General features: G+C 68.1%; 27 protein-coding genes. 14 read left to right on the top strand and 13 right to left on the bottom strand.

All coding sequences use genetic code 11. The annotated features are described in order from the left end of the window. Positions 1–50 precede the first annotated feature (50 nt). Positions 51–458 carry a dihydrofolate reductase family protein gene (locus tag K3888_RS11935; RefSeq protein ID WP_230930483.1) on the top strand — a complete coding sequence of 136 codons (408 nt, stop codon included), beginning with the start codon at positions 51–53 and terminating at the stop codon, positions 456–458. 13 nt (positions 459–471) lie between these two features. On the opposite strand, the gene K3888_RS11930 is transcribed toward K3888_RS11935, so the two are convergent. Genes K3888_RS11930 through K3888_RS11920 form a run of 3 tightly spaced genes read right to left on the bottom strand, consistent with a single transcriptional unit; the run spans position 472 to position 2,923 of the window. After that, positions 472–822 carry an iron chaperone gene (locus K3888_RS11930; protein ID WP_230930482.1) on the bottom strand — a complete coding sequence of 117 codons (351 nt, stop codon included), beginning with the start codon at positions 820–822 and terminating at the stop codon, positions 472–474. 35 nt (positions 823–857) lie between these two features. Then, positions 858–1,910 carry a methionine synthase gene (locus K3888_RS11925; protein WP_230930481.1) on the bottom strand — a complete coding sequence of 351 codons (1,053 nt, stop codon included), beginning with the start codon at positions 1,908–1,910 and terminating at the stop codon, positions 858–860. Positions 1,911–1,930: 20 nt separating this feature from the next. Further along, positions 1,931–2,923 carry a putative oxygenase MesX gene (locus K3888_RS11920; RefSeq protein WP_230930480.1) on the bottom strand — a complete coding sequence of 331 codons (993 nt, stop codon included), beginning with the start codon at positions 2,921–2,923 and terminating at the stop codon, positions 1,931–1,933. Between the two features lie 125 nt (positions 2,924–3,048). Here K3888_RS11920 and K3888_RS11915 point away from each other — a divergent pair, with 125 nt between their 5' ends. Continuing rightward, entirely contained in the window at positions 3,049–3,996 is a 948-nt protein-coding gene (locus tag K3888_RS11915) for a LysR family transcriptional regulator (protein ID WP_230930479.1), read from the top strand. 80 nt (positions 3,997–4,076) lie between these two features. Here K3888_RS11915 and arfB read toward each other — a convergent pair whose 3' ends face one another. After that, a complete protein-coding gene (gene arfB, locus K3888_RS11910) occupies positions 4,077–4,517 on the bottom strand; it encodes an alternative ribosome rescue aminoacyl-tRNA hydrolase ArfB (RefSeq protein WP_230930478.1) in 441 nt (146 codons plus the stop codon). Between the two features lie 278 nt (positions 4,518–4,795). Between arfB and K3888_RS11905 the strand changes: the two genes are divergently transcribed. The 5 genes from K3888_RS11905 to K3888_RS11885 all read left to right on the top strand — a co-directional run bounded on the left by K3888_RS11905 (position 4,796) and on the right by K3888_RS11885 (position 8,157). Beyond that, positions 4,796–5,320: a DUF1877 domain-containing protein gene (locus tag K3888_RS11905; protein WP_230930477.1), complete on the top strand. Its 525-nt coding sequence runs from the start codon at positions 4,796–4,798 to the stop codon at positions 5,318–5,320. A 107-nt stretch (positions 5,321–5,427) separates the two neighbouring features. Next, positions 5,428–5,868, top strand: a complete 441-nt coding sequence (locus K3888_RS11900) for a YtoQ family protein (RefSeq protein WP_230930476.1) — start codon at positions 5,428–5,430, stop codon at positions 5,866–5,868. A 110-nt stretch (positions 5,869–5,978) separates the two neighbouring features. Beyond that, positions 5,979–6,575, top strand: a complete 597-nt coding sequence (locus tag K3888_RS11895; RefSeq protein ID WP_230930492.1) for a mismatch-specific DNA-glycosylase — start codon at positions 5,979–5,981, stop codon at positions 6,573–6,575. A 52-nt stretch (positions 6,576–6,627) separates the two neighbouring features. Next, entirely contained in the window at positions 6,628–6,933 is a 306-nt protein-coding gene (locus tag K3888_RS11890) for a monooxygenase (RefSeq protein WP_230930475.1), read from the top strand. A 294-nt stretch (positions 6,934–7,227) separates the two neighbouring features. Next, complete coding sequence (locus tag K3888_RS11885; RefSeq protein WP_230930474.1) at positions 7,228–8,157, top strand: RluA family pseudouridine synthase; 930 nt, start codon at positions 7,228–7,230, stop codon at positions 8,155–8,157. Between the two features lie 27 nt (positions 8,158–8,184). Here K3888_RS11885 and K3888_RS11880 read toward each other — a convergent pair whose 3' ends face one another. Together K3888_RS11880 and K3888_RS11875 are read right to left on the bottom strand one after the other, a co-directional pair. After that, the gene (locus K3888_RS11880) at positions 8,185–9,186 is read right to left on the bottom strand and encodes a hypothetical protein (protein ID WP_230930473.1); all 1,002 of its coding nucleotides are present in this window, start codon (positions 9,184–9,186) and stop codon (positions 8,185–8,187) included. 11 nt (positions 9,187–9,197) lie between these two features. Next, the gene (locus K3888_RS11875; RefSeq protein WP_230930472.1) at positions 9,198–9,464 is read right to left on the bottom strand and encodes a hypothetical protein; all 267 of its coding nucleotides are present in this window, start codon (positions 9,462–9,464) and stop codon (positions 9,198–9,200) included. Positions 9,465–9,707: 243 nt separating this feature from the next. Between K3888_RS11875 and K3888_RS11870 the strand changes: the two genes are divergently transcribed. Continuing rightward, entirely contained in the window at positions 9,708–10,079 is a 372-nt protein-coding gene (locus K3888_RS11870) for a carboxymuconolactone decarboxylase family protein (RefSeq protein WP_230930471.1), read from the top strand. A gap of 109 nt (positions 10,080–10,188) precedes the next feature. On the opposite strand, the gene K3888_RS11865 is transcribed toward K3888_RS11870, so the two are convergent. From K3888_RS11865 to K3888_RS11850, 4 genes are all read right to left on the bottom strand, one after another. After that, positions 10,189–12,423, bottom strand: a complete 2,235-nt coding sequence (locus K3888_RS11865) for an NADP-dependent isocitrate dehydrogenase (protein WP_230930470.1) — start codon at positions 12,421–12,423, stop codon at positions 10,189–10,191. A 274-nt stretch (positions 12,424–12,697) separates the two neighbouring features. Beyond that, the gene (locus tag K3888_RS11860) at positions 12,698–14,533 is read right to left on the bottom strand and encodes an ABC transporter ATP-binding protein (RefSeq protein WP_372459570.1); all 1,836 of its coding nucleotides are present in this window, start codon (positions 14,531–14,533) and stop codon (positions 12,698–12,700) included. A 44-nt stretch (positions 14,534–14,577) separates the two neighbouring features. Beyond that, positions 14,578–16,167 carry an ABC transporter transmembrane domain-containing protein gene (locus K3888_RS11855; protein ID WP_372459567.1) on the bottom strand — a complete coding sequence of 530 codons (1,590 nt, stop codon included), beginning with the start codon at positions 16,165–16,167 and terminating at the stop codon, positions 14,578–14,580. Between the two features lie 48 nt (positions 16,168–16,215). Next, the gene (locus K3888_RS11850; protein WP_230930468.1) at positions 16,216–16,656 is read right to left on the bottom strand and encodes a hypothetical protein; all 441 of its coding nucleotides are present in this window, start codon (positions 16,654–16,656) and stop codon (positions 16,216–16,218) included. Between the two features lie 196 nt (positions 16,657–16,852). Here K3888_RS11850 and K3888_RS11845 point away from each other — a divergent pair, with 196 nt between their 5' ends. Then, a complete protein-coding gene (locus tag K3888_RS11845) occupies positions 16,853–17,119 on the top strand; it encodes a hypothetical protein (RefSeq protein ID WP_230930467.1) in 267 nt (88 codons plus the stop codon). Between the two features lie 88 nt (positions 17,120–17,207). Beyond that, complete coding sequence (locus K3888_RS11840; RefSeq protein WP_230930466.1) at positions 17,208–17,990, top strand: isocitrate lyase/PEP mutase family protein; 783 nt, start codon at positions 17,208–17,210, stop codon at positions 17,988–17,990. A gap of 64 nt (positions 17,991–18,054) precedes the next feature. Here K3888_RS11840 and K3888_RS11835 read toward each other — a convergent pair whose 3' ends face one another. After that, positions 18,055–19,533: an MFS transporter gene (locus K3888_RS11835; RefSeq protein ID WP_230930465.1), complete on the bottom strand. Its 1,479-nt coding sequence runs from the start codon at positions 19,531–19,533 to the stop codon at positions 18,055–18,057. Positions 19,534–19,674: 141 nt separating this feature from the next. Between K3888_RS11835 and K3888_RS11830 the strand changes: the two genes are divergently transcribed. Next, positions 19,675–20,139 carry a MarR family winged helix-turn-helix transcriptional regulator gene (locus tag K3888_RS11830; RefSeq protein ID WP_230930464.1) on the top strand — a complete coding sequence of 155 codons (465 nt, stop codon included), beginning with the start codon at positions 19,675–19,677 and terminating at the stop codon, positions 20,137–20,139. Between the two features lie 82 nt (positions 20,140–20,221). After that, positions 20,222–20,749 (top strand): DinB family protein, encoded by a 528-nt coding sequence (locus K3888_RS11825; protein WP_230930463.1) that lies wholly within the window; start codon positions 20,222–20,224, stop codon positions 20,747–20,749. Between the two features lie 68 nt (positions 20,750–20,817). Here K3888_RS11825 and K3888_RS11820 read toward each other — a convergent pair whose 3' ends face one another. Continuing rightward, positions 20,818–21,789 carry a pseudouridine synthase gene (locus K3888_RS11820; protein WP_230930462.1) on the bottom strand — a complete coding sequence of 324 codons (972 nt, stop codon included), beginning with the start codon at positions 21,787–21,789 and terminating at the stop codon, positions 20,818–20,820. Positions 21,790–21,977: 188 nt separating this feature from the next. Here K3888_RS11820 and K3888_RS11815 point away from each other — a divergent pair, with 188 nt between their 5' ends. After that, on the top strand, positions 21,978–22,871 hold the full coding sequence (locus K3888_RS11815; protein ID WP_230930461.1) for an endonuclease/exonuclease/phosphatase family protein: 894 nt from the start codon (positions 21,978–21,980) through the stop codon (positions 22,869–22,871). Next, positions 22,868–23,410, top strand: a complete 543-nt coding sequence (locus tag K3888_RS11810) for a DUF2238 domain-containing protein (RefSeq protein WP_230930460.1) — start codon at positions 22,868–22,870, stop codon at positions 23,408–23,410. Before K3888_RS11815 ends, K3888_RS11810 begins: the two co-directional genes overlap by 4 nt. Before the next feature lie 45 nt (positions 23,411–23,455). Here K3888_RS11810 and K3888_RS11805 read toward each other — a convergent pair whose 3' ends face one another. Beyond that, entirely contained in the window at positions 23,456–24,823 is a 1,368-nt protein-coding gene (locus tag K3888_RS11805; protein ID WP_230930459.1) for a cation:proton antiporter, read from the bottom strand. Positions 24,824–24,874 lie beyond the last annotated feature (51 nt).

Here is a 24,874-nt window from a genome sequence, read left to right as displayed (position 1 = left end):
GATGTCTATGCTGGCCTACGCCAACATCCAGCGTGAGACTTGTCGGGCCGATGCGCCGAGAACGTCAGGTCATGGGCTCGTCCACGTATATGTGGGTGCTCGAGCACGACCGTGAGTGGCTGCCGGAGATCCCCACCTTCGTGTTCACCCACCGCAGTCTGGAGGCGGCGAACGAGCATGTCTCCTTCGTCGCCGGGGCCCCTGCGGATTATCGCGGGTCTCTTGAATCCGCGGCCGGCGGCCGCGATGTGTGGGTGATGGGAGGTGGTGGCATCGCGGCCGAATTCGCCGGGGCCGGGATGCTCGACGAGGTGGTGGTCTCGATCGCGCCCGTGACCCTCGGTTCGGGAAAGCCGTTGTTCGGTGGTGCCTTTGATCTCGAGCTCAAGGGGTGCGAGCGGAACCGTGACTTCGTGGTGGTCCGGTACGACGTCAAGGGACCACTGACAAACCCGTGAAATCGCCCGCGGTTCAGTCCAGCTGACGTGATGAACGCGCGAGCAGTGTCACGAGGTCGTCCGGGAGTGGCTCACGCGGTGTGAACGTGATGCCGGTCTTGGTGGACTTGAAGCCCGCTGCCGCTATCGCCTCTGCGTGTTCGGTTATGACGAGGGCAGGAAAGTACAGTCCGACCTGCTTGCTGAAGGCCGCGTAGCTCGCCACGATCTTGCCGTCGAGCCTGTATCCAGGCATCTTGTATCCGATAATCTCGTCTGCGTCCGGGAGGGCCTCGCGTAGCAGGGTCCGCAGGTGGTTGAGAAGTGGGCGGAACTTCTCGGGCGCGGTGCGGATGTAGGAATCGTGATCGACGATCGTCGCCATGTCTCGTGCCTTCCTCTCGGATGACTGAACCCTAGCTACCTCACTGCCTCGGTCAGGGACGCGGCAGAAATCTCCTCGCGAACGATGTGTGCTCCCGCGCTGAGCGCGCTCAACTTCGCGAGCGCGATGTCCCGGGGGAAGGGCGCCATCCCGCAGTTCGTGCTCGGCAGGAGTTTGTCCGCGTCGACGAACTCGAGTGCCCGCCGGAGAGTGACGGCGACTTCCTGCGGGGTCTCGACCCGCTCGTCTGCCACGTCGATCGCCCCGAGCATGACCTTCTTGCCCCGGACGAGCTCGACGAGGTCAATCGGGACACGAGAGTTGTGGCACTCCAGCGAGATGATGTCGATGCTGGATTGCTGCAGGAGGGGAAACGACTCCTCATACTGTCGCCATTCCGACCCGAGGGAGGCCTTCCAGTCGGTGTTGGCCTTGATCCCGTAGCCGTAGCAGATGTGTACCGCGGTCTCCGCGCGTAGTCCCTCGGCTGCTCGTTCCAGTGCCGCCACGCCCCAGTCCTTCATCTCGTCGAAGTAGACGTTGAACGCGGGCTCGTCGAACTGGATGATGTCGACCCCCGCGGCCTCGAGATCGCGGGCCTCCTGGTTGAGGATCGTCGCGAACTCCCACGCCAACTTCTCTCGGCTCTTGTAGTGGCCGTCGTAGAGCGTGTCGATCATCGTCATGGGGCCGGGGAGCGCCCACTTGATCGGCTTATCCGTCTGCTGCCGGAGGAACCTCGCGTCGTCGACGAACACGGGCTTTGAGCGGCTCACGTCGCCGATCACTGTGGGCACGCTCGCGTCGTAGCGGTTGCGGATCCGGACGGTCTCGCGTTGCTCGAAGTCGACGCCGTCGAGATGCTCGATGAAGGTCGTCACGAAGTGCTGACGGGTCTGCTCGCCGTCGCTGACGATGTCGATGCCGCGGTTGCTCTGTTCGTGGGCCGCGATGCGAAGTGCATCCTGTTTGCCCTCGATCAACTCGTCGCCCTGTAACCGCCAGGGCGACCAGAGGACTTCAGGCTGGGCTAGCCACGAGGGCTTGGGCAGGCTGCCGACGGTGGACGTGGGCAGGGTTCGGTTCATGGTCGACTTTCCTCCGGTGGTCATCCGACGAGAACGGGGTTGCGGGAGGCCCACTGCTCGAGGAGTTCTCGGTGCGGCTTGATGAAGTGTTCTTCCGTGTACGCACCCTGCTTTTTCGCGAGCTGACTGCGCTCGTCGCGGTCGTAGACAATCGGGGTACGCGAGTAGTCCTGTTGATCCAAGGACGGCCGGTAGACGTCAGCTGCGGCCGAGTGCGCGTTGTAGATCTCCGGCCGGTAGATCTTCTGGAACGTCTCCATGACGCTGATCGTGCCGATGAGCTGCAGGTCCGAGTAGTCGCTGAACAGGTCGCCGCGGAAATAGAACGCGAGCGGGGCGACCCCGCCGGGTGGCATGAAGTACCTGACCTGGAGACCCATCTTGTGGAAGTACTCGTCGGTCAACGAGTAGTCGTCCTGCTGGTACTCGACGCCGAGGACCGGGTGCTGGTTACCGGTCCGGCGATAGGTCCTGCTCGTCGACACGCTGATGCAGATCACGGGATCCACCTCGAATCGTTCCCCGAACGCCGCGGAGTCGAGAAAGTGCTGAAACAGCTTGCCGTGCAGGACACCGAAGTCGCTGGGCACAGTGAACTCGGAGCTTCCCTTGTTGACCGCCGGCAGCCGAACGCTGAAGTCGTAGTCGCGGACGTAGGACGAGAAATTGTTGCCCACGATCCCCGGCAGGCGGTGCCCGGTCCGGTGGTCGACGATCTGGATATCCAGCACCTCGATCAGCGGGAACCGGTGATTGGCATCGGCCGTATGGAACTGTAGGTCCGCTGAAACGATCTCGAGGTCGACCGAAAAGCGGTCCCCGGTCGGATTTTCCCGGCGTGCGAGGTCGTTGAATCGGTTGTTGATCATCGACAGGGTTCGGCGGAGATTCTGCTGCCGGTGCTCGCCCCGGGCCAGGTTGGCGAAGTTCGTGGTGGCCCGAGAGCTCTCCGACGGCGAGTAGTTCTCGTCGAAGCGGGTGGTGGTGATGCTGAACGTGAGTTCGTTCGACATGTACGTCCAATTCAGGGCTTGGTCGGCCGGGCTCGGCGCTACGGAAATTCTGTATCCCCATCCTGCAGTCCCAGTTCAGATATCGGGTAACTAGCGTTTGCTATGGATCTCTATAGGCTGTAGCTATGCGCCGGGAATCCAGAGGTATCACACTCCAGCAGCTGCACTACTTCATCGAGGTCGCCGCGGAGGGTTCGATCACCGGCGCTGCGGAGTTGCTGTACGTCGCCCAGCCGACCATGTCTGCCGCGATGAAGGACCTTGAATCCCGAGTGGGGCGCACCCTCCTCGTTCGTTCTGCCCGGGGGGTGACGCTGACCGACGAGGGTGCGGAGTTCCTCGGCTATGCCCGGCAGGTCGTCGAACAGATGTCGCTCCTGGAGCAGCGCTACCTTGGTCAGCCGCCGTCCCGCCGTCTGCTCGGGGTGTCGGCGCAGCACTACTCCTTCGTGGTCGAGGCGTTCATCCGGATGGTGCGGTCCGGCGACGCGGAACAGTACGAGTTTTCGCTTCGCGAAACCCGGACCTGGGACATCATCGAGGACGTCCGGACGCTCCGCAGTGAGGTGGGCGTTCTCTACCGGAACGACTTCAACCGCAAGGTCATCGACAAACTCCTTCGGGATTCCGGGCTGGTCTTCCACTCGCTCTTCGCCGCGGTTCCGCACATCTTCATCTCCCGGCAGAACCCGCTGGCCTCCCGGGACCGCGTCACACTCGACGATCTGGCCGACCTGCCGCGGCTCACCTTCGATCAGGGTGCGAACAACTCGTTCTACTTCGCCGAGGAGATCCTCTCGACCCTGTCGAGCAAGCGGGAGATCCGGGTCTCCGACCGCGCGACCATCTTCAACCTCATGATCGGACTCGACGGCTACACGATCTCGACCGGCATCATCAGTGACGACCTCGACCCGGAGATCGTCGCCATCCCGCTCGAGGTGGACGAGAGCATCGAGATCGGCTGGATCAGCCACTCCGGGATCCCGCTCACCGGGCAGGCGCAGCGCTACCTCGCCGAGGTGCGGGCTGTCGTCGCAGACTACGGAATCGAGCTGATCGATTCGCCGTGAACGCCGCAGTTCCCGACGGTGGTGATCACCTCGTCGTCGTATGAACCAACGGTGTGCAGGTGGCTGGCGGCGTCGGCGGTTTAATCCGAATCGGGCCGACGCCGGTTCGCCTTGATCGCGCCGCGTCGGGTCTTCGCCTCCAGGCGGCGACGCTGTGACCCCCTGGTCGGGCGCGTCGGGCGCCGCGGGACGGCCGGGGCGACGGCGTCGCGCAGCAGTTCAGAGAGGCGGGAACGGGCCGCCGCCCGGTTGCGCCTCTGGGAGCGTTCCTCGGAGGCCGCGATGGTCAGCGTGGTGCCGTCGAGCCGGGCCTGGAGATTGCGCAGCGCCCGAGATCGCTGCGCGTCGTCGAGGGCGGAGGTGGTGGCCAGATCGAGGCTGAGCTGGACCCGTGAATCGGTGGTGTTGACGCCCTGCCCGCCGGGGCCGGAGGAACGGGAGAACAGCTCGACGAGTTCATTTGCTGGCACCCGGAGGCCGTGAGGCGCACCCGGGCCGAGAGGGATGAGCAGATCGTCCATAGTTCTATTGTCCCGCGGTTCCCGCGGTTCCCGCGGTTCCCGCGGTTCCCGCGGTTCCCGCGGTTCCCGCGGTTCCCGCGGTTCCCGCCGGTCGCAGGTGGCAGTCGAAGATCGATCACGCCTACCGTCGCCCGGACTGCTGCCGGCCGAACGGACACTAATACCGGAGACCGACCGTGGCAGTCGCACATTCCACAGGGGAGCGCGGGCCGGGAAAGTTGCCCACAGATCGGCATCCGGGGGTGTCTGTCGCGTGGCGATCCGCCGATGCTGGATGAATGGGAATCAGGTATTACGCATACGCCTTCGACTCGGACAACACGAACGCCGCGCTCAAGCATCCACACCACTTCGTCAGTGTGGATCCGCTCGCCGACGCGCTCGGCCTCCCGCATGGCTTCACCGCGGGAACGACAAACTTCGAGCAGGGACCTCCGACAGAGGAGATGCTCTACCTCGACAAACTGTGGCCGGCCTTCCAGGACATGACAGGGCCAGCGTGGCCGGATGATCAAGCTCGCCCTTCGTACCGGATGTTTGAAGGACGAGTGACGATGCTCGAGGACTATTCATGGCGTCCTTGGGTGCGAGCGATACCGCCGGAGGAAGTGCCACTGATCGCTGAGGATCTGGGCACCGTCAGCGAAGCCGACTTCATCCAGTACTACCTGACATCGCGCGCCAACTACCATGATCGCGACGCTGGGGAGGCCGCAGGCGTTGCCCACTTCCTGGGCCGGGCACAACGGTTCCTCGACGGACTGGTGGAGTCCGGGCGGGGATTCACCTACACGATCGGCTGACGGGCCTCGATTCGATCGAGTGCAGGTCAGCGGCTAGCGTCCAATACAAGTGACGTCCAGAGGCAGTGGCCAGAACCGACGTCACTCCCATATAGGAGTCTGAGTATATGAGTTTTTCCGTCTACCTCTCCGGCGAGATCCACACCGAGTGGCGCGACGAGATCCGACGCGGCGCAGAGGCCGCCGGGCTGGACGTCGTGTTCACCGCCCCGGTCACCGACCACCCGGCCAGCGACGCCGCCGGAGATCACCTGGGCGAGACCGGTAGCCAGTTCTGGCGTGACCACCAGTCCGCCAAGGTCAACGCCATCCGTACCCGTACGTTGATCGAGCAGAGCGATCTGGTCGTGGTGCGGTTCGGCGACAAGTACAAGCAGTGGAATGCGGCATTCGACGCCGGCTACTGTGCGGCCCTCGGTAAGCCCTACGTGACCCTCCACGACGTGGATATCGTGCATCCACTCAAGGAGGTCGACGCCGAAGCCCAGGCGTGGTGCACGACCACCGACCAGGTGGTGGAAACCCTGAAGTACGTCCTCAAGCCCTGATTGGACCGCCGGCCGCTCGGCCGGGCAGACAGTCGCCACCCGGCCGAGTAGGCTGCGCACCCGTGACGGAACCTGCAGCATCGTCCGGTGTCCCACGACGCCCCTCTCCGATGGGCGGGGGCAGGCCTGGGCGCGAGGACCTGGCACGCTTCGCCACAGACGATCCGCACGCGATGGACGATGTACTGCCCGCCGCCCCCGCGCGGCTCCGATTGCTCATCGCGGGGATCAACCCGGGCCTGTGGACCGCGGCGGTCAACGCGCCTTTCGCCCGGCCGGGAAATCGCTTCTGGCCCTCTCTTCACCGAGCGGGCCTGACCGATCATCTCGTGGATGCCTCGACCGGACTCTCGGCCGCGGACGAGCGTCAGCTCACGTCGCGGGGCATCGGCGTGACCAACCTGGTGGGTCGTGCCACCGCCAGAGCGGACGAGCTCAGCCGCGAGGAGCTCCGCGCCGGAGGGGAGAGACTGATCTCGCGGGTCGGCGACCTACGGCCCGACCTCGTGGCGGTCGCGGGAATCACCGCCTACCGGATCTCCTTCGCGCAGCCGCGGGCGACGACGGGACCGCAGGACACGTCGGCGATCCGGGGCTGGCCGAACGGGGTCGCGCTCTGGGTCGTTCCCCAACCGAGCGGCTTGAACGCGCACGAGACCGTCGACTCACTCGCCGGGTACTGGCGGCAGGTCTGGGAGGATCGGTGATTCATCCACAACGCGTAACCTTGAGGTTCGGGTGCAAACCAGGAGGTCGATGATGGCTGTGGTGGTACAGGTTAACTTCCCCATGCAGGGGCCCTGGGGTGCGGAGATGGCGGAGGCGTTCCTCGGGCTCGCGGAGTCGATCAACGAGGAGCCGGGATTCATCTGGAAGGTCTGGATCGAAGACCAGTCGGCCGACCTCTCCGGGGGCATTTATCTCTTCGAGACCCGCGAGAACGCCGAGGCCTACGTCAGGATGCACACCGAGCGACTCGCCGGGTTCGGGATCACGGACGTGACCGCCACGTTCTCTGACGTCAACGAGCAGTTGAGCACACTGAACCACGCCTCTCTGGGCTGACCGGCGCTTCCTGCGCCCGTTCCTGGTGCGTGCCCCGGGGCACACCGAGTGGCCGGTCGTGCAGGAGTGTGGTGGAGTTCAGGGGTCAAGGTCCGGTCGCTGTTCGTGTCACGTGGAGTCTGAGTGTCTGCCAAAGGGTCCGTTTCCGGTGCGGGGAGATCTGCAGGGCGTCGCCCGCACACAGGGGCCGGTGGGAAAGTCGGTCGCAACCGGATCCGGTCGTCGGGGCGGCCGCTTCCGGCCCACCGGAAGAAGTCGCCGAGGCCTGCGTCGGTATCCGTGTCTGAGAAGTCGATGGTTTTGCGCCCGGCCGCCGCCATCACCGTCGACGACGAGCACGCGGGCCGCAGGCTCGACAAGTTCCTGCGATCCCACCTCAAGGGCGTGCCGGCAGGCCTGCTGTTCCAGCTGCTGCGCCAGGGCAGACTCCGGGTCAACGGCCGCAGGACCGAACAGAACTACCGCCTCGTCAAAGGCGACGTGATCGAGGTGCCCGCCCTCGATGTGGAGACCCCTGCCACCGTCTCACCGAGGCCGCCCTCAGCACTTCTGGAACAGATGCGTAGGTCCGTTCTCCACGAGGACGCCGACCTGTTGGTCGTGGACAAACCAGCCGGAATGGCGGTGCACAGGGGGACAGACGTTCCCGCCGGTGTGATCGAGACCCTCCGGCACCTGCGACCCGGCCCGCCCGAACTCGAACTCGCGCACAGGTTGGACCGGGACACCTCCGGGGTGCTCGTCCTGGCCAAGACCCACTCGATGCTCCGCCATCTGCACGAGATGCTCCGCGACCGTGAGGACGAGATCGAACGACACTACCTGGCGATCGTCTCAGGTCGCTGGTCCGAGGACGTCACGGTGTTGGACGCGCCGCTGCAGCGGCGGGCCGCCGAAGTGGTGGTGCACCCGAACGGGCAGCGCGCCGAGACGCATGTCGAGGTCCGCCGGAGGGTGGGGAACCGGGCCACGCTCGTGGACGTCCGGCTGCTCACCGGGCGGAAGCACCAGATCCGCGTCCATCTCCAGCATGCCGGGCACCCGATCGCCGGAGATGACCGCTACGGTGACCTGCGCTTCAACGCGCTGGTGGAGGAGCGGGGTGGCAGGGGCCTCCACCTGCACGCCGCGAAGATGGTGATTCCCCTGCCCGATGGCACGGAGCTAGTGGTGGCGGCGCCTATGCCCGGCAAATGGGTGCGGCTGCTCAACAAGGGGATCTAGCCGCGCGGGCGGCGGCTACCGGCGGCATCAGCACGGATCGATGTACTCCGTCGACGTGGTGAGCAACCTCGCATTGCCGCCGCGGGCCGCCTTATCGCGGCACAGTTCCGCGGTGTCGTGCCCGTAGTCCACATAGATCGGGTAGACGCGCGCTCCGTCGACACCGGCGCGCAGTGACGGACACTGGCCCGGGGTGGCGAACTCAGCTCCCGGGTGGCGGTCCAGAAGCGCCGCGATACCCGCCTGCGGCTGGGGTGTCTCGACGAACGAGTCGAGGATGAGGATCCCCCTGCCGTCACACGGCGGGACGGAGGCGGTCACCAGGCGACCGGAGGACGTGCGAACCCCGCTGACCAGACCCGTGGCCCCGATGAATTCCCGCGGCTGGCCGGCGGGTGCCGCCGGTGCAGGGATGGCCGACGAAGCGCCCGTGGATTCCGGGCCCGGGTGGTTCGAGGTATCGCGCTCGGTGAGTACGGCACCCGAGGTGGTGATGACCCGGCCGGGTCCGCTGATCGTGAACGAGTTGCCGCCGGAGCCACACTCGAGCGTGGCCGCGTCAGGCATGGCGCACCGCACAGTGCCGATCTCTACAGCCTGACCGGTCTCGAGCCGAGCGGACACCGGCGGCACGCCCTCGACAAACGTATAGCGCAGACCTGCTACGCCGAGTTCGACGGCGCCGGGACGGCCGGGAAAGTGCTCGGTCAGATCCGGTATATCCGAGCCTGGTTTCCCGGTGCAGGCCACCGCATCTCCTGCGGAAACGCACAGTCCCACTTGCCGGCCGCCCGTGGAGAAGTTCCACGCATAGACGCCCGGACTGCGCGGCGCGGCAAAGGCGTCCGGGTCCACGCTGGTCAAGTCGCTCCGCGAGGGGGAGGCCGCGATGACGGTCGTGGTGACGGTGGAACTTGCGGACGAACTCGGGATCTGGCTGGTGGGCTGTTCGCGCTGATCACCGGTCTGCCCGGCCGCGCAGCCCCCGGCCAGGAGTGCTGCGCCGAGTATCACCAGCGTTCTCGCCATGCCGGCACCTTTCACGCGTTGGACCATTGTGCTGCCTCCCATCCGGGAGGTGGAGTGATATCGAATGCTCCGCACCGCCACCCGTTGTGGAACTCATCGAAAGCGGAAGGCGGCGAGCCGAGGGCTTCCGCCTGTCGGCGCATCCCGGCGAACCAACCGCAGTACTCCCGGTCGTTGACGTAGCCGGCCCCCGTGAGAGAGCCGACTTCGCGGAGGATCTCGTCCGCAACCTGGTCCACAGTCGTGGAGGGCAGAATCTCGAGCTCACCCACGCTCATGAAGCAGTTGCACCGCGGCGAGCAGCTGACGCCAGCACAGGTCGGAGTCGAGATCGGGCTGGGGTGGGGGCATGGCCTCTCCTCGGCTTGATGGCGCAGTCCGTTGTAAGACCGGACCCGGTGCGCGGAACTGAACTATGGCACAGCGCTCCGACAGCTCGGCCCAGCTCGCTCAGCGCCCGCCGCAGTGTAGGAAGACTGCTAGCCTGACCAGGCACTTTCTGATCGTCGAGGAGGACACCCGTGGATTTGAGTATGGACAAGGGCAACCAGTTCGTCGAGGAGACGCAGTCGCCCGAGGGCGCCGCCGCCTGGAAGCAACAGTTGGACGAGTTCGCCCCGGGCGCCTCCGATTGGGTGGTGGGCGCGGTGTTCGGCGGCACCTACCAGCGGCCGGGGATCGAGTTGCGCGATCGTCAGATGCTCAACATGGCGGCCCTGGCGGCGATGGGCGGCACCGAGCCCCAGCTGACCGGACACATCCGGACCGCGGTCGAGGTGGCCGGGATGAGTAAGGAAGAGGTCGCCGAGTGTTTCGTGCACCTCATGCCGTACATCGGCGTGCCCAAGACCCTGGCTGCGATGCGGTGCCTGAGCTCAGCGTTCGGCGATTGACAAATCAGTGTCGTCGTCGTTGTCGTCGTAATCCCTATCCCGCAACACCGCGCCCCCGTCGGATCACTCCGGCGGGGGCGCGGTGAGGTGGTGCGGGTTCAGCGGGAGATCAGGCGAAGGCGCTGTCGAGGTGGTCGTTGAGCGTCTTGCTCGGACGCATCGCAGACTTCAGCTTCTCGGTGTCGGGCTGGTAGTAGCCGCCGAGGTCGACCGCGTTGCCCTGGACGACCGTCAGCTCCTCGAGGATCGTGTCCTTGTCGGCGGTGAGCTTCTCGGCGAGCGGGGCGAACCGGGCTGCGAGCTCGGCGTCCTCGGTCTGTGCCGCCAGCTCCTGCGCCCAGTACAACGCGAGCCAGAACTGACTGCCGCGATTGTCCAGCTCACCGGTCACGCGTGAGGGCGACTTGCGGTTCTCCAGCAGCTTGCCGGTCGCGGTGTCGAGGGCCTTGGCAAGGATGGTGGCCTTGGGGTTGTCGGTCTTGCGGCCCAGGTCGTCGAGGCTCGCACCGAGCGCGAGGAACTCTCCGAGCGAGTCCCAGCGCAGGTGGTTCTCCTCCACCAGCTGCTGCACGTGCTTCGGGGCCGAACCGCCGGCACCCGTCTCGTACAGGCCGCCACCGGCCATGAGCGGCACGATGGACAGCATCTTGGCGCTGGTGCCCAACTCGAGGATCGGGAACAGATCCGTGAGGTAGTCGCGCAGGATGTTGCCGGTCACCGAGATGGTGTCCAGTCCACGCATGGCGCGCTCGAGGGTGTACCGCATGGCACGCACCTGGGACATGATCTGGATGTCCAGGCCCTCGGTGTCGTGATCCTGGAGGTACTTGTTGACCAGCGTGATCAGGTTGTTCTCGTGCGGCCGGTACGGGTCGAGCCAGAAGACGGCGGGCGTGTCGGAGGCGCGGGCGCGGTCCACGGCGAGCTTGACCCAGTCGCGGATCGGCGCGTCCTTGACCGTGCACATGCGCCAGATGTCGCCGGCCTCGACGTCCTGCGAGAGCAGGACCTCTCCGGTGGCCGCGTCGACGATGTTGGCCACGCCGCCGGTCTCCACCTCGAAGGTCTTGTCGTGGCTGCCGTACTCCTCGGCCTTCTGGGCCATGAGACCGACATTCGGCACGCTACCCATGGTGGTGGGGTCGAACGCGCCGTTGGTCTTACAGAAGTTGATGATCTCCTGGTAGATCCGCGCGAAGGTGGACTCCGGGATGACCGCCTTGGTGTCCTTCTTGCGGCCGTCGGCGCCGTACATCTTGCCGCCGATGCGGATCATCGCGGGCATGGAGGCGTCCACGATGACGTCCGAGGGGGAGTGGAAGTTGGAGATGCCGCGGGCCGAGTCGACCATGGCGAGCTCCGGCCGCTGCTCGTGGCAGCGATGCAGCTCCTCGATGATCTCCTCCTTCTTCGCCGACGGAAGGGTGTCGATCTTGGCGTAGAGGTCGCCCATGCCGTTGTTGACGTTGATGCCGAGCTCGTCGAACAGCTCGCCGTACTTGGCGAACGCGTCCTTGTAGAACACGCGGACGGCGTGGCCGAACACGATCGGATGGCTGACCTTCATCATGGTCGCCTTGACGTGCAGCGAGAACATGACGCCGGTCTCCCTGGCGTCGTTGAGCTGCTCCTCGTAGAACTCCAGCAGCGCCTTCTTGCTCATGAACATGGAGTCCACGACCTCGCCCTTTTCCAGCGGCACGGTCTTGAGGACGTGGGTCTCGCCGTCCGGCGTCACGACCTCCATGCGGGCGTCGCAGTCGCGGTCGAGGATGATCGACTTCTCGCCGGCGTAGAAGTCGCCGTGCGTCATGTGCGCGACGTGGGTCTGCGACGCCATCGACCACTTGCCCATGGAGTGCGGGTTGGCCTTGGCGTACTCCTTGACGGCCTTCGGCGCGCGACGGTCGGAGTTGCCCTGACGAAGAACCGGGTTGACCGCGCTACCGAGGATGCCGGCGTACCGCTCGGCGGTCTCCTTCTCCTCGTCGGTCTGCGGATCCCACGGGAAGTCGGGAATGTCGTAACCCTGCGACTGCAGCTCCGCGATCGCGTTGGTGAGCTGCGGGACGGAGGCACTGATGTTGGGCAGCTTGATGATGTTGGTGCCCGGGTCCTGGGTCAGACGACCGAGCTCGGCCAGGTTGTCCTGCACCTTCTGCTCGTCGGTGAGGCGCTCGGGGAACGCACCGAGGATGCGCGCGGCCACCGAGATGTCGCTGGTGGTGACATCGATTCCGGCGGCATCGGCGAAGGTGCTGACGACGGGCAGGAACGCCTCGGTCGCCAGCCGGGGGGCCTCATCCGTGAGGGTGTAGATGATCGTCTGTCTGCCATCGGTCATAGGTATCGACTCTTTCGTTTTGTGCTGATCTTGTTCTTGTGGAACGTCGTCATCTCGCGGCACCATCATCCCCCGTATCGCGACGTTGTGGCAGACGCCACCCGGCGACCCGGAGGACTCGGTCGACTTCGCTGTTGGTCGCGGTCGTCTCGGTACCCCGTCCAGTGTGGTCTACTCCACGCCCGCGTGCGTCGAAACGTCGAGCGGCCACCCCGTATGTGTCTGATTTCCCGCCCCTGTGCATGCGAACGGCCGCGATGTGGGCGGCTGCTGATTAGCCTGGATCGATTCGTCGTCCGGCGTCGGTGCGCGTCGTCGACGGTGCCGTCGTGGTGGACGGCGGGGGCGCGTCCCGGGAGTGCGCAGCGCGGCGGCCGGCAGACCACGCGCCCCACAGACGGTGATAGATGCCGTCCCGGGCGAGGAGTTGGTCGTGCGTGCCGGCCTCGACGATACGTCCGGAATCCATGACGAGGATCCGGTCGGCCCGCGAGGCCTGGTCGAGGCGGTGGGCGACCACCACCGCAGACCTGTCACGGGTCACCTCGTCCGCGGCGTCCTCGAGGGCCCCGGCGCCGGCCGAACCGGCCTCCGCGGTGGCCTCGTCCATCACGACGATCGCCGGGTCGAGAAGGAGAACCCGGGCCAGGGCGACCTGCTGGGCGGCCACCGGGTCGAGCTGGATCCCGCGGGCGCCGACGACGGTGTCGAGACCATCGGACAACCGGTCGTACCACCCCCTGGCGTGGACGCGGTCCAGGGCGGTGAGCAGCTCGTCGTCGCCCGCCTCGGTCCTGGCCAGGGTGAGGTCCTGGCGGAGGGTTCCGGAGAACACGTGGACCTCCTGGCTGACGGTGGCCAGGCGCGCGATCCGCTCGCGGTCGGACAGTGTCGAGACCGGATAGCCGTCGACCAGGACCTGGCCCTCGTCGGGGACGAGCAGCCCGGCGAGAAGCGCGGCGACGGTCGTCTTGCCCGCCCCGGAGGCGCCGACGATCGCCACGGTCGTTCCGGGTTCGACGGCGAAGTCGATGTCCCGGACCGCCCACTGCCCGCCGTAGCTGAAGCTGACACCGCGGAGTTCCACCCTGCCGATCGGGGCGCCGACCCCGACATCGGGGAGCGGGACCGGCGGGTCGGCCACGACGCCGACGATGCGGGACAGCGAGGCGTACCCGGACTGGACCACATCGAGCACCCGCATGACCATATTCAACGGCCCGCGCAGGCGGATGATCATGAGCACCGCTCCGGTGAGCGCGCCGACGGTGAGCGCCCCGGCCCCGACGAGGTGGTATCCCAGGAGAAGCGCGATCGAGAGCATGAGGAACTCGGCGACGAGCATCCACACGTTGAGGATGAGCATCGTGGTGCGCGCCCGGATGCCCTTGGTGACCACGCTCCAGGAGGCGTTCGCGATCTCGTCATGCATGCGCTCCTCCATCGAGAACGCGCGCACGGTGGCCCGGCCCCGGATGGCCTCGAGGACGCGGTGGGCGCGGTCGGCCATCGCCGCCCGTTCCTCGGCGTAGCGTCCCGGTGCCTTCCGGAGGTACAAGCGGGCGGCCAGGACGTAGACGGGCGCGACCACCACCGGGATGAGGATGAACTGCCAGTCCAGCGTGAACAGCGCGATCACCGTTGCCGCCAACGTGAACACCGAGCTGGTGAGGATCGGGATGGTCTCGGTCACCGCGGACGACAGCTCGGAGACGTCGTCCGTGGAACGGCTGACGAGGTCGCCGGAGCCGGCGTCCTCGACGCGGTGGGTGGGGAGGCCGAGTGCGGTGCCGACCATGTCCTGACGCAGGTTGGCGATCACCCGTTCGGCGACCCGCGAGACCAGGTAGAAGCCGCAGGCGCTGAGTACCGCACCGGCGACCGCCGCGCCGAAGAGGACGGCCCCGAGTTGCCAGAACGGTCGGGATGACGCGCCGGTGACCAGGTCCACGATCTGGCCCATCACCCGGGGCACCGTGACGGTGGCCCAGGCTCCGAGGCTGAGGAGGATCAGCGCGGCCAGCAGCGCCGGACGAGCGTGCCTGACACGGCGGAGCTGGGCCCCCATCTCACGGCGGACCTGACCGGCGGTCGCCAGCGGGAATCGCAGGGCGGTGTCGCCCTTGGCCGGGGGAGCCGGAACGTTCGTGATACTCATCGGGCGACCTCCGTCAGGGCGCCGACGAGCCCGGTCAGGTCATCCGTGGTGATGTGCGTCGTCGCTACGGCGCTCCAGGCCGGCGCTTCGCTGAACACGAGCGTGATCGCCTCCGCGCGATGCCGGGCAACCTGGTCGGCGATCGTCTGCTCGGTCACCGAGTCGACCGCGGTGGTCGGGTCCTGCAGCACCAGCACCTCGGAGGCGGCGGCCAGGGCGCGCGCCAGGGCGACCCGCTGGCGCTGACCACCGGACAGCATGCGGCCGTTCTCGCCCACGCGTTTGTCGGGGCCCTCGGGAATGTCGTCGCAGGCGGCGAAGTGGAGCGCCTGCACGGCCCGGGACCGGTCCGGGTGGACGTTGTCGGAGACGGTTCCGTCGAACAGGTCCGCGGCGTGTGGGGCGACGATCACGCGGGTGCGGGGCAGGGCCTCGAGGTCGTGCACCAGGGCGGGGTTCGAGCCGTGGACGACGGTGATGCCCGTGGGCAGGGCGCCGATAATGTGATCGGCGCGTCCGCTCTCGATCTCCGAGGGACGCTCGAATCCCGCACCGAGGACCTCACGGATCCGCTGGCCCGATGCCTCCGCCGAGGCCCACCTCGAGGCGAGGTTGCGACCGAACATTGTCATGGGGACGACGAGGAATTGCGTCAGGCCCACCACGGTGATCAGTTCGCCGACGGTGATGTGCTCGCCCAGCGCGAGAATGCCGGCCCCCAGACCGAGGCTGGAGACGAACAGCGCGCCCGCGGCGTCGGTGGCCCCGTTGAGTCGGGCTTCGGCGCCGTTGGCATGAACGGTCTTGGAGTATGCGGAGTCGGACACCGCGTCGTAGCGCCCCCGGACGGTCACGATCGCACCCAGCCCCTTGAGGATGCGTAGGCCCTGCACCACGTCGGTGGCGGTGGCGGCGGCCTCGGCGATCGCCTGCTGCCGGGCGACCGACCGCGTCTGCAGCGGCCGCGCTACGCGGAGCGCCACGACGGCCAGCAGTGGTCCGCCGACGAGCGTGGCCAGGCTCAGCCACGGGTTGATGGTGAACATCACTGCCGCGCCGTAGACGATGGCGGCGAGCTCGGCCGCCGGCATGACGGTCATCATCACGATGTCGCCGACCCGGGTGGTGTCCGAGGAGGCGATGGACAGCAGCCCGCCGGGCGTGCGCTCCCGTCCGGCGAACCCGCGCGGGTCCTGGATGCGGTCGGTCACCAGCGTGCGCAGGTCATGGCTCACCAGTTGCTGGCTGCGCACGAGCATGAAACGTGCGGTCCAGTTCGCGGCGATCGCCACCGCGAACACACACGCAAGCATGCCGATCCAGAACCACAGGCCGGCCAGCGACGCGGTCGCCACGGCGTCGTCCACGGCGCGGCCCACGACCACCGGGGTGATGCCGTTGCAGACGAACGCCACGGCCATCGCCCCGGAGGCGAGGAAGCTCCAGGGCCGCTGGGAGAGTGCGACCTTGAGAGTCCACCAGCGCGCGTCGACGGGCGGGATGAGCGACCTGTGCCCGCCCGGGCCGGGGAGCGCCGCGTAGTCGACGGTGCTCGCGCGCCCGGTGTCGGAAGAGTTGTCGGGCATGACCGACGATGTTACCGCCGCGCGCCGGGACGCCTGCTTCGCGAGCGTCTACCCGGCCTTCGCGCCGAGACTGCCGTTGTGTGCCGCGCGACCGCCCACGATCTCGACCCCGCCCAGAGACGCGACACCGAACGCGAGCAGCGACTGCCCGGAGGCGTCGAGGGTGTCCTCGACCGATCTCAACCAACCCCGTATGAGCGGGTCGGGCAGTCGGTGCCGCGCCGAGAGCGCGATGACGAAGCCCGGGGCCGGGATCTCCGGGAGGATCCTCATGGACTCCTGGCGGTCGCAGGCGGGTTCGGACCAGTCCGCGTCCGCGGCCAGCAGGGGCGCGGGCAGGCCGACGTCGTACTCGTCGCACGGGAGGATGAGCAGGGAGTTGCGTAGCCGATCTCGGTAACCCACCACCAGGTCGATGACACCGGCGGCGAGCGGCCCGTCGTCCAGGGGCATCGTGTTCCAGTTCTCGGGAAGCTCTTCGAATCTCATGCGATCGAGTCTTCATCCGATCACCCGGCGGGAACACCCCTGTAAGCCGATCAGTGGATTGCGCGATCTCGCCTGTGGAAGCCGCGATCCACGGGAACCACGAGCTGCGCTCGCGCGTCGTCGCCCCCGGACTCGCCTGCCGGTTCCGCCTGAGGTGGGGTCGCCGCCGTCCGATGACGACGACGAGGAGTCTGACGTGTCCCGCCCCCGGATCATCTGCGCCGGCCACCGGGGCTGGTTGAGTGGCCGGGGCACGAGTGAGGTGATCCTCGGGGGTCCCCGCGAGCCCGACCTGCTGCAGTCGTTCGACCATGTGCCGGAGGGGCAGACGTCCCCGCTGTTCCGGTCCTCAGGCGACGCGGAGCCCACCCCCGTCGAGTTCGCGTTCCGGTCCGCAGAGCCGCTCTCCGACGGCAGTGACTGGTTGCGCTATGACGTGATGGGCGAGATCGAGGCGTCCTGAATCGAGACTTTTTTCGCCGTTGTTCAGCGGGTCGGTCCCGTATGGTCTGCCCCAGAGTGCAGACGCGGACACCGCGAGGAGGATTGCGATGACGGATGTAGCGGCGCGCGCGAAGGCGCTGGCGGAATGGCACGGCTCGGGGGAGCTGGTGGTGTTACCCACGGTGTGGGACACCTGGAGTGCGCAGGTCGCGGTTGATGCGGGCGCTGTCGGACTGACCGTGGGAAGCCACCCCGTCGCCGACGCGATCGGCAGCACCGATGGCGAGAACATGGACTTCGCGGAGTATCTGTCGGTAGTCAACGGTATCTCCGCGGCGGCCGGGGTTCCCGTGAGCGTGGACGTCGAGTCGGGCTATGGCCTGGACCCGGCCGAACTCATCACGCGGCTGCTCGAGGCCGGTGCGGCCGGCGCGAACATCGAGGACGTCGTGCACGGCGAGGGCAAGCGAGTGCGTGACCGGCGGGAGCATGCCGACTACATCGCCGCGGCCCGTGCGGCTGCCGACGAGGCCGGCGTGGACTTCGTCATCAACGGCAGGACGGATGCGGTGAAGCTCGGCACCGGCACCTTCGACGATCCGGTGGGCGAGGCGGAAGCCCGTATCACGATGATGGAGGACGCCGGCGCCCGCGCGGTCTACCCGGTGGGGTTGTCGACTGCCGACGAGGTGAGCCGTCTCGTGCAGGCGGTGACGGTACCCCTGAACGTGACCGCGCACCCCGTCAATGGGCACGGTGCCGGGGACCTCGAGGCGTTGCGTGGACTCGGCGTGCGACGCGTGTCTTTCGGTCCGCTGTGGCAGAAGTGGCTCGGCGAGGTGTCGGCCGGTGAGCTCGCGGGATGGGCGCCGGGCGACAGGAGGAGCTGACGCCTCGAGACCTCAGCGGGGCCGTGCGCTGGCCGCCCCCGGCGGGTGCCGGGGGACGGCGACGTCAGCGGACCCGGGCGAGTGCCTCCTGCCCGGTGCCCTCCGCGGACGTCGGTGGGGCGACCGGCTCGGCGCCCGCGCCGGACGGCCGATTCCCGCTCTTGATCAGCAGCACGATGACGGCGCCCGCGACGGCCGCACCGGCACCGATGAAGAAGCACAGTCGGAACATCTCCTGGGTAGGACCCTGGATGCCCGCGCCGATGTCGGTCATCCGGCTGGTGAGGACGATGGCCATCACCGATCCGGCGATGGTGGTGCCCATGGAGCGCATCAACGAGTTCAGACCGACCCCCGCCCCGGCCTCGGAGGCGGGGGAGTTCTCGAGGATCAGAGTCGGCATGGCCGCATAGCCGATGCCGACACCGGCGGAGGCGATGCACGTCGAGACGAGCAGCTGCCACGGGGCATGCGCGGAGAAGGCGGCGACGAGGTATCCCGCCGCGATCACCGCCGCCCCCAGGGCGAGCGTGGTGCGGCCGCCGAACCGGGTGAGCATCCGGCTGGAGATCGGGGTGAACGCGAGCATCATCAGCCCGCCCGGGGCCATCCACAGGCCGGCCTGGAGCATCGTCTGACCGAGTCCGTATCCGGTGGATTCGGGGAGCTGGAGGAGTTGGGGAACGACTATCGACTGCGCCATCATGCCGAACCCGATGAGGAGCGCGGCGATATTGGTGAGAAGGATCGGCCGCCGGGCCGTTGTCCGGAGGTCGACGAGCGGCTGGTCGTGGCGGGTCTCGTAGAACCCCCACGCGAGGAGGACCGCGGCGCCGCCGATGATCGCGCACAAGGTGGCCGGCGAGGTCCATCCCCAGTCGCCGCCCTTGGAGATGCCGCCGAGGATTGCCACGATGCCGATTGCCAACCCGATGGCGCCGACAGAGTCGAACCGGGCCCGGTCCACCGGTCGCCGGTGCGGCAACACGATCAGCGAGAGCACGGCCATGACTGCGGCGAGCGCGCTGGAGACCCAGAACAGGGCGTGCCAGTCGTGGTCTTGGGCGATCCACGCGGCGAGGGGGAGTCCGAGTGCGCCGCCGACACCGAGCGTCGCGCTGATGCCGGCGACCGCGGAGTTCTGCATGGCGGGCGGGGCGATCTCCCGGACGAAGCTGATCGCGACGGGGACGTATCCCATCGCGAGTCCCTGGAGGGCGCGACCGATGAGGACCGGCACGAGGGAGGTCGACAGGGCGCAGATGAGCGAGCCCGACAACAGGATGAGCGCGGAGGCCACGAGGACCGGCTTGCGCCCCCGGATGTCGGCGAGTCGGCCGGCCACCGGCATCGCGACACCCCCGGCCAGCAGGGTCGCGGTCACCACCCACGCAGCGTTGTCCGGTGCGGTGTCCAGAAGCCTCGGCAGTTCAGGCTGGATGGGGATCACCAGCGACTGCATGAGCGAGGCGCACATGCTCGAGAAGCCGAGGACCAGGATGACGGCCAGCGGCGCCGCCGCGCGGTCGCGGGAGAGATTCATCAGTTCCTTTCAGGGGTTCCGTCCGAATATGTATGTTACATACATATTCCAACCTGTGTAGACTACATATCGCATTCGGAGACGGCAACCATGCGGTCGGCCGTCCCTCGTCGAGGGCGCGTCCGCGAAGGAGGACTGCAGGTGACGGCATCGCGTGAGCACTGGTTGGGGCCTGACGCGCCCGCGGAACGGCGGCTCGCTGCCATCCTCAGCCGACTCGACGGTCAACGCCGTGCCATGGAGGGCACCATGCGGCTCGGCACCGCGGATCTCCGGCTGCTTTGGCTGCTGGCCGACGGCCGTGCGCGAACCCTGAAGGAGATCGCCGACGAGCTCCGGTTGGAGCAGTCCACGATCAATCGCCAGGTCAACGCAGCTCTGGCCTCGGGGTATGTGGAACGCCGACGGCGCGATGGCGGCAGCGCCCACGAGTTCGAGCGCACAGACGAGGGCCGTCGGGTGTTCGACGCGGACACGGCCCGTTCTCTCGGCGCCTACGCGTCCGCGCTCTCGCACATGGGGCCGCGGGGCTCCGAGACCTTCCTGGTCCTCGCGCACGAGTTCCTCGACCACTATCAGCGCGAGGTCGAGAACGCAGCCGGCTGAACCGACGCCACGCAGGGCCGCGTGACAGCTGACCGGCCCGCTATGCCTGCACGCGCGTTGACCCGGTGGAAGAGTGACGCCCATGGATGCTGAACCCGAACCGGGCATGCCGGACAACCGCGATTGGACCACCGTGCTCGACGGCGGATGCGAAGAATGTGGCTACCGACCGCACGATCCGCTGACCACCGACGAGAGGCTGGCCGCCGTGGCCGAGCGGTGGGTCGTGGTGCTCGCCCGGCCGGACGTCGCCACTCGGCCGGCTCCTCGGGTGTGGTCGCCGCTGGAGTACGCGGGCCACAGTCGCGACCTCATCGAGGTACTGGGAGACCGCCTCGCGGCGATGCTCGAGGTCGACAACCCCACATATGCGGACTTCGACGGCGAGGCCGCCGTCCGCGAGCGCGAGTACTGGCGAGCCCGGGCCGCGTCGCTCGCCGGGAAGTTGGTCCGCGACACCGGCCGGACGCGCGGGATCGTCGGACGCGTCGGCGACGCCGACTGGGATCGCACCGGGCGTAGGGGCGACGGGTACGTCTTCACCGTCGCAACGCTGTGTCAGTACATCGTCCATGACGTGGAGCATCACCTCCACGACGTCGACGGTTGACGTTCGACGACGGCGTTCGAGGGGACGCGGTGTGCTGAGCCGGCAAGCGCCCGGGTCGTACGTGCCTGTCACACGCCGACCGGCACCTCCGACAGTGTGCGCCGACTCCGGAATCGCCGGATCTCGCCGCTGACCGGGTCGGTGAACCCGAGCTCGCGGGCGAGGAGTTGGAGGGGGAGTGAGTCGTCGTCGGCTGCCTCGGGCAACAGCTCGGGATAGCGCCGGTCGCCGAGGATCGGGATACCGAGCGCGGCGAGCTGCACGCGCAGCTGATGGAGTTTTCCGGTGCGCGGCCGCAGCAGCGTGTGCAGCACGGGCCGCCCGGCGGCGCTGGTCCCGTGCCCCAGTACGTCCACGACGGTCTCGGCGTTGGGCTCGAGCCCCGGCCGTATGACGGTCCGCTGCGGGCCGCCGGGGCAGTGGAGGTGGTCCCGGCGCACCAGCGGCATCGGTTGCCCGTGGAGGGTGCCGGCGTCCGGGTCCCAGCCGACGGGCGGCGCGGACACCGCCTCGTAGACCTTGGTCACGCGCCGCTGCTCGAACAGCGATTGGTACGCGCCGCGCATCTCGGGCCGGGCGGTGAACATGACCAGCCCGGCGGTGGGCCGGTCGAGTCGGTGCACCGGCGTGATGTCCGGGTTGCCCAGGCGCACCCGCAGCCGGACGAGGGCGGTCTCGCGTAGGTAGCGGCCGGACGGGGTGGTGGGGAGGAAGTGCGGTTTGTCGACGACGACGAGGTCGTCGTCCGCGAACAGGATCGTCTCCTGATAGGGCAGAGGCCGCTCATCGGGCAGCTGCCGGTGATACCAGACGAACTCGTGGCTGCCCGGCGTGGTGTGGCGATCGATCGGCCGACCATCGCCGCCCACGATCTCCCCGGCGTCGATCCGGCGGAACAGCTCATCCGGGTCCAGGTGCGCGAATCTCGACACCATGTACTCGGCGATCGTCGTCCACGGCCCCGACACAGGGATGCGGAGCCTGGTGGGCCCGACACCGTGTCGTACCGGGAGTGGCGGAGGTGTGGGCACGGACCACATCGTCTCATCCCGCGCCGGGCGGTCTGTCACTTCCGCGCGCAGGGCGTACGCGCACGGTGCTGACACCTAAGGTGGCAGGAAGGAGCGGCGTCGCGAGCTACCGGGCCGGCGGGGCCGTCACACGGTTGGTGGGCCGGGGGCGGGGCCGACGCCGCGCCCGGCGACGAAGAAGGGCGGTGACTCCGGCGATGACCGAGCGGGCTTCGGCGACCCACCGCATGACGCGGGCGGTGATCGGGCCGGTGCGCGCGCCCGGGCTCCACATCATGAGCTGGAATATCCGGCGGCGGATGCCGGGCTTTCTGACGCGGTCGGCCGATCGGTGGTGCCGCCGCGCTCCCGGGGTCACCGCTCTGCTCACCATGGAGCGTCCGACGGTGCTCTGTGCCCAGGAGGTGCTCCCGGATCAACTGGGGGCGCTCTACGAGGGACTCGGTCGCGGGTACCACCACGTCGGCTTCGGTCGGTCAGCCGACGGCGGCGGCGAGGCGTGCCCGATCGTGTACGACGCGGACAGGCTCGAACTCGAAGGGTGGGAGCAATCCGCGCTGTCGGACACCCCGCGGCTCCCCGGTTCGACGTCGTGGGGCAACCCGTTCCCCAGGATTCTGGTCCGTGCACGATTCCGGGACCGGGCCACGAGTCGGCGGATCCACGTGATGAATACTCATCTGGATCCGTTCTCGGCGAGGTCGCGGCTCCGCGCGGCCGTAGCGATCGGGGATCTGGTGGGTCCCGGCGAGCCGCCGACGGTACTGGCCGGGGACCTCAACGCCGGCCTGTCGAGCGATGCCGTGCGGGCCCTGTTCGCGGCCGGACTGGTGGACAGCTGGGACGGTGCGCGCTCTCGTGCAACCGGGGAGTGGGGCACCTACGGTCGCCACCGTCGTCCGCGTCGGCATGGCGATCGGATCGACTGGATTCTCACCTCATCCCGTCTCCGGGTGACCGAAGCCGCGATCAATCCGTTCCGACATGACGGGGGCTGGCCCTCTGATCACCTGCCGGTGCAGGCCGTGGTGAGAACAGAGAGCCCATCGGGCCCATCAGACCCTGTCGTGGCCGGGGCGGGCCCGCCGTGATCGACAATTTCCTGCGTCCTGCCGGTACCCGCGGACAGGTCGTCGCGGATGCGGTCCGGCTTCTCGGTGTGCTGAGTGCTTTGCTGGCGCTGGCGGTGTCCGGGGTCACCGACGCGGCGATCGTGGCGATCTGCACGCCAGGGCTCATGCTGCCACGGTTCCTGGGAATGCGGCCGGGGGCCGACGCCGCGGTGTGCGTGGTTCTGCTCGTCGCGGCGTGGAGCAACGTACTCGATCTCTATCGAGCAGTCTGGTGGTGGGACATCCCCGTCCACGTGGCGACGGCCGGCGCCCTCGCGGTCATGGGGTACCTGGTGCTCGCCCGCCGGGACATCGTGCCGCCGCCGGTCTCGCCACGATTCACCGCCTTCGGAGCCGTGGTGCTCACCACCGCGCTGGGGCTGGCCCTCGGCGCGCTCTGGGAGATGGTCGAATGGTTCGGACATGCCGCGATCACCGCCGACATCCACGTGACCTACCACGACACGATCGGCGACATGGCCGCCGGCGCGACAGGGGCGCTGCTCGGGGCCTGCTGATGGCCCGCACGCCTCAGCTGCTGGTCCCGTCGATCGCTGTCACGGTCACGGGGTGCGAGCCCCGGTGTCGTCACCGGTCGTGATGCCGCCGCCGTTGTCGTCATCGCCATCGGAGACCCTGCCGGGCGGTGACGCGCCCGCCTCCGGCGCCCCCGCACCGGCGCCCGGGGCGTGCAGCACGTCGGCGAGTAGTGGGAACAGCAACACCGTCACCGCTCCGGCCGCCACCAGGACCGCCGCTTCCTCGGCGCGCATCAGATCGCCGGTCACGGCCACGTCCGTCACCGCCACGATGATCGGCAGACCCGTCGCCGCGTACAAACCGACCCGGGCGCGGTCGCGCGTCGTCGCCAGACCGGGGCTGACCCGCAGCCACGTCTCCGAGAGCCACACGCCCCCGCCACGCAGGATCAACATGCTCGCCACCCCGGCGACCAGCAGCCACGGGGCCGCCGCGACCGCATCCACGCTGATCCCCATCCCCGACACCACGAAGAACACCGGGATGAACAGGGAATATCCGACGGTGTCCAGGCGGCCGAGCAGCTCGCCGAGCAGGTCGCGGGGCGGCGCGTGGGGAGCTGCGGAATCCGACCGGACGGCCACGAGTTGCCTGCCGTACGCCTCGACGAGGCTGCGCAGGATCATGCCCGCCGCGAACGCGCCCAGCACCACGTCCAGTCCGAACACCGACGCCACGGCCATCATCGCGGCCAGCAGCAGGAACACCGTCCGCACCACGAGCTGTCCGGTCGATGTGTTGCCCTGCGCCAGTGCGCGCCCCATCGCGGGGACGTAGAGCAGGCGTCGCGGTACCGCGAACAGGAACAGGGCGGCCAGCAGGAACAGGGCGACCGCCACCGCGGACGACCCGATGTCCCGTGTGCCCAGCAGCAACGCCATGGCCAGGACGGGTCCTAGTTCGCCGACCGCGCCGTGGGTGAGCACCGCGCGGCCGACCGGGGTGGTGTCGTGGCCGCCCCCCTTGAGGATCGGCAGCAGCGTGCCGATCGCGGTGGAGGTGAGCAGCAGGCCGATCGCCACGGCGGTCTCCCAGCGGTCCGAGACCAGGTACCCGACGCCGGTCGCCAGGATCAGGCTCATCACCCAGGTGCCGGCCGCACCCGCGCCCCGACGGCCGGCGAGCGTGGACGTCCGGAGTTCTGCGCCCGCGAGCAGGAACAGCATGCCGAGCCCGATCTCCGACAGCATCGCCACGCCGCCGCTCTCCTCGGCCAGGCCGATCCCGTTGGGGCCGATGAGCATGCCGCCGACCAGCAGCAGGACGACCGCGGGGATGAACGATCGGGCCAACCAGGACAGCACCGGTGCGACGCAGATGACCACCACGATCCAGAACAGCGAGAGCAGGTCCGTCGAGGAGGTCCCCGAAGCCAGGAGGGTGGTGGTCACGTCCGGCCTTCCGTCGGAGGGATGAGCGCGAGCCTAGTGCAAGGTGGATGC

Source organism: Dietzia aurantiaca, assembly GCF_021033825.1.
GTDB lineage: Bacteria > Actinomycetota > Actinomycetes > Mycobacteriales > Mycobacteriaceae > Dietzia > Dietzia aurantiaca.
The sequence above is the reverse complement of the archived record's forward strand: the minus strand, read 5'-3'. Positions and strand labels throughout refer to the sequence as shown.

What these genes read in the sequence shown, in the direction of transcription:
- K3888_RS11935 (WP_230930483.1), top strand. Translation starts at nt 51, where the DNA reads ATGCGCCGAGAACGTCAGGTCATGGGCTCGTCCACGTATATGTGGGTG.
- K3888_RS11930 (WP_230930482.1), bottom strand. Translation starts at nt 822, where the DNA reads ATGGCGACGATCGTCGATCACGATTCCTACATCCGCACCGCGCCCGAG.
- K3888_RS11925 (WP_230930481.1), bottom strand. Translation starts at nt 1,910, where the DNA reads ATGAACCGAACCCTGCCCACGTCCACCGTCGGCAGCCTGCCCAAGCCC.
- K3888_RS11920 (WP_230930480.1), bottom strand. Translation starts at nt 2,923, where the DNA reads ATGTCGAACGAACTCACGTTCAGCATCACCACCACCCGCTTCGACGAG.
- K3888_RS11915 (WP_230930479.1), top strand. Translation starts at nt 3,049, where the DNA reads ATGCGCCGGGAATCCAGAGGTATCACACTCCAGCAGCTGCACTACTTC.
- arfB (WP_230930478.1), bottom strand. Translation starts at nt 4,517, where the DNA reads ATGGACGATCTGCTCATCCCTCTCGGCCCGGGTGCGCCTCACGGCCTC.
- K3888_RS11905 (WP_230930477.1), top strand. Translation starts at nt 4,796, where the DNA reads ATGGGAATCAGGTATTACGCATACGCCTTCGACTCGGACAACACGAAC.
- K3888_RS11900 (WP_230930476.1), top strand. Translation starts at nt 5,428, where the DNA reads ATGAGTTTTTCCGTCTACCTCTCCGGCGAGATCCACACCGAGTGGCGC.
- K3888_RS11895 (WP_230930492.1), top strand. Translation starts at nt 5,979, where the DNA reads ATGGGCGGGGGCAGGCCTGGGCGCGAGGACCTGGCACGCTTCGCCACA.
- K3888_RS11890 (WP_230930475.1), top strand. Translation starts at nt 6,628, where the DNA reads ATGGCTGTGGTGGTACAGGTTAACTTCCCCATGCAGGGGCCCTGGGGT.
- K3888_RS11885 (WP_230930474.1), top strand. Translation starts at nt 7,228, where the DNA reads ATGGTTTTGCGCCCGGCCGCCGCCATCACCGTCGACGACGAGCACGCG.
- K3888_RS11880 (WP_230930473.1), bottom strand. Translation starts at nt 9,186, where the DNA reads ATGGCGAGAACGCTGGTGATACTCGGCGCAGCACTCCTGGCCGGGGGC.
- K3888_RS11875 (WP_230930472.1), bottom strand. Translation starts at nt 9,464, where the DNA reads ATGAGCGTGGGTGAGCTCGAGATTCTGCCCTCCACGACTGTGGACCAG.
- K3888_RS11865 (WP_230930470.1), bottom strand. Translation starts at nt 12,423, where the DNA reads ATGACCGATGGCAGACAGACGATCATCTACACCCTCACGGATGAGGCC.
- K3888_RS11855 (WP_372459567.1), bottom strand. Translation starts at nt 16,167, where the DNA reads ATGCCCGACAACTCTTCCGACACCGGGCGCGCGAGCACCGTCGACTAC.
- K3888_RS11850 (WP_230930468.1), bottom strand. Translation starts at nt 16,656, where the DNA reads ATGAGATTCGAAGAGCTTCCCGAGAACTGGAACACGATGCCCCTGGAC.
- K3888_RS11840 (WP_230930466.1), top strand. Translation starts at nt 17,208, where the DNA reads ATGACGGATGTAGCGGCGCGCGCGAAGGCGCTGGCGGAATGGCACGGC.
- K3888_RS11835 (WP_230930465.1), bottom strand. Translation starts at nt 19,533, where the DNA reads ATGAATCTCTCCCGCGACCGCGCGGCGGCGCCGCTGGCCGTCATCCTG.
- K3888_RS11825 (WP_230930463.1), top strand. Translation starts at nt 20,222, where the DNA reads ATGGATGCTGAACCCGAACCGGGCATGCCGGACAACCGCGATTGGACC.
- K3888_RS11820 (WP_230930462.1), bottom strand. Translation starts at nt 21,789, where the DNA reads ATGTGGTCCGTGCCCACACCTCCGCCACTCCCGGTACGACACGGTGTC.
- K3888_RS11815 (WP_230930461.1), top strand. Translation starts at nt 21,978, where the DNA reads ATGACCGAGCGGGCTTCGGCGACCCACCGCATGACGCGGGCGGTGATC.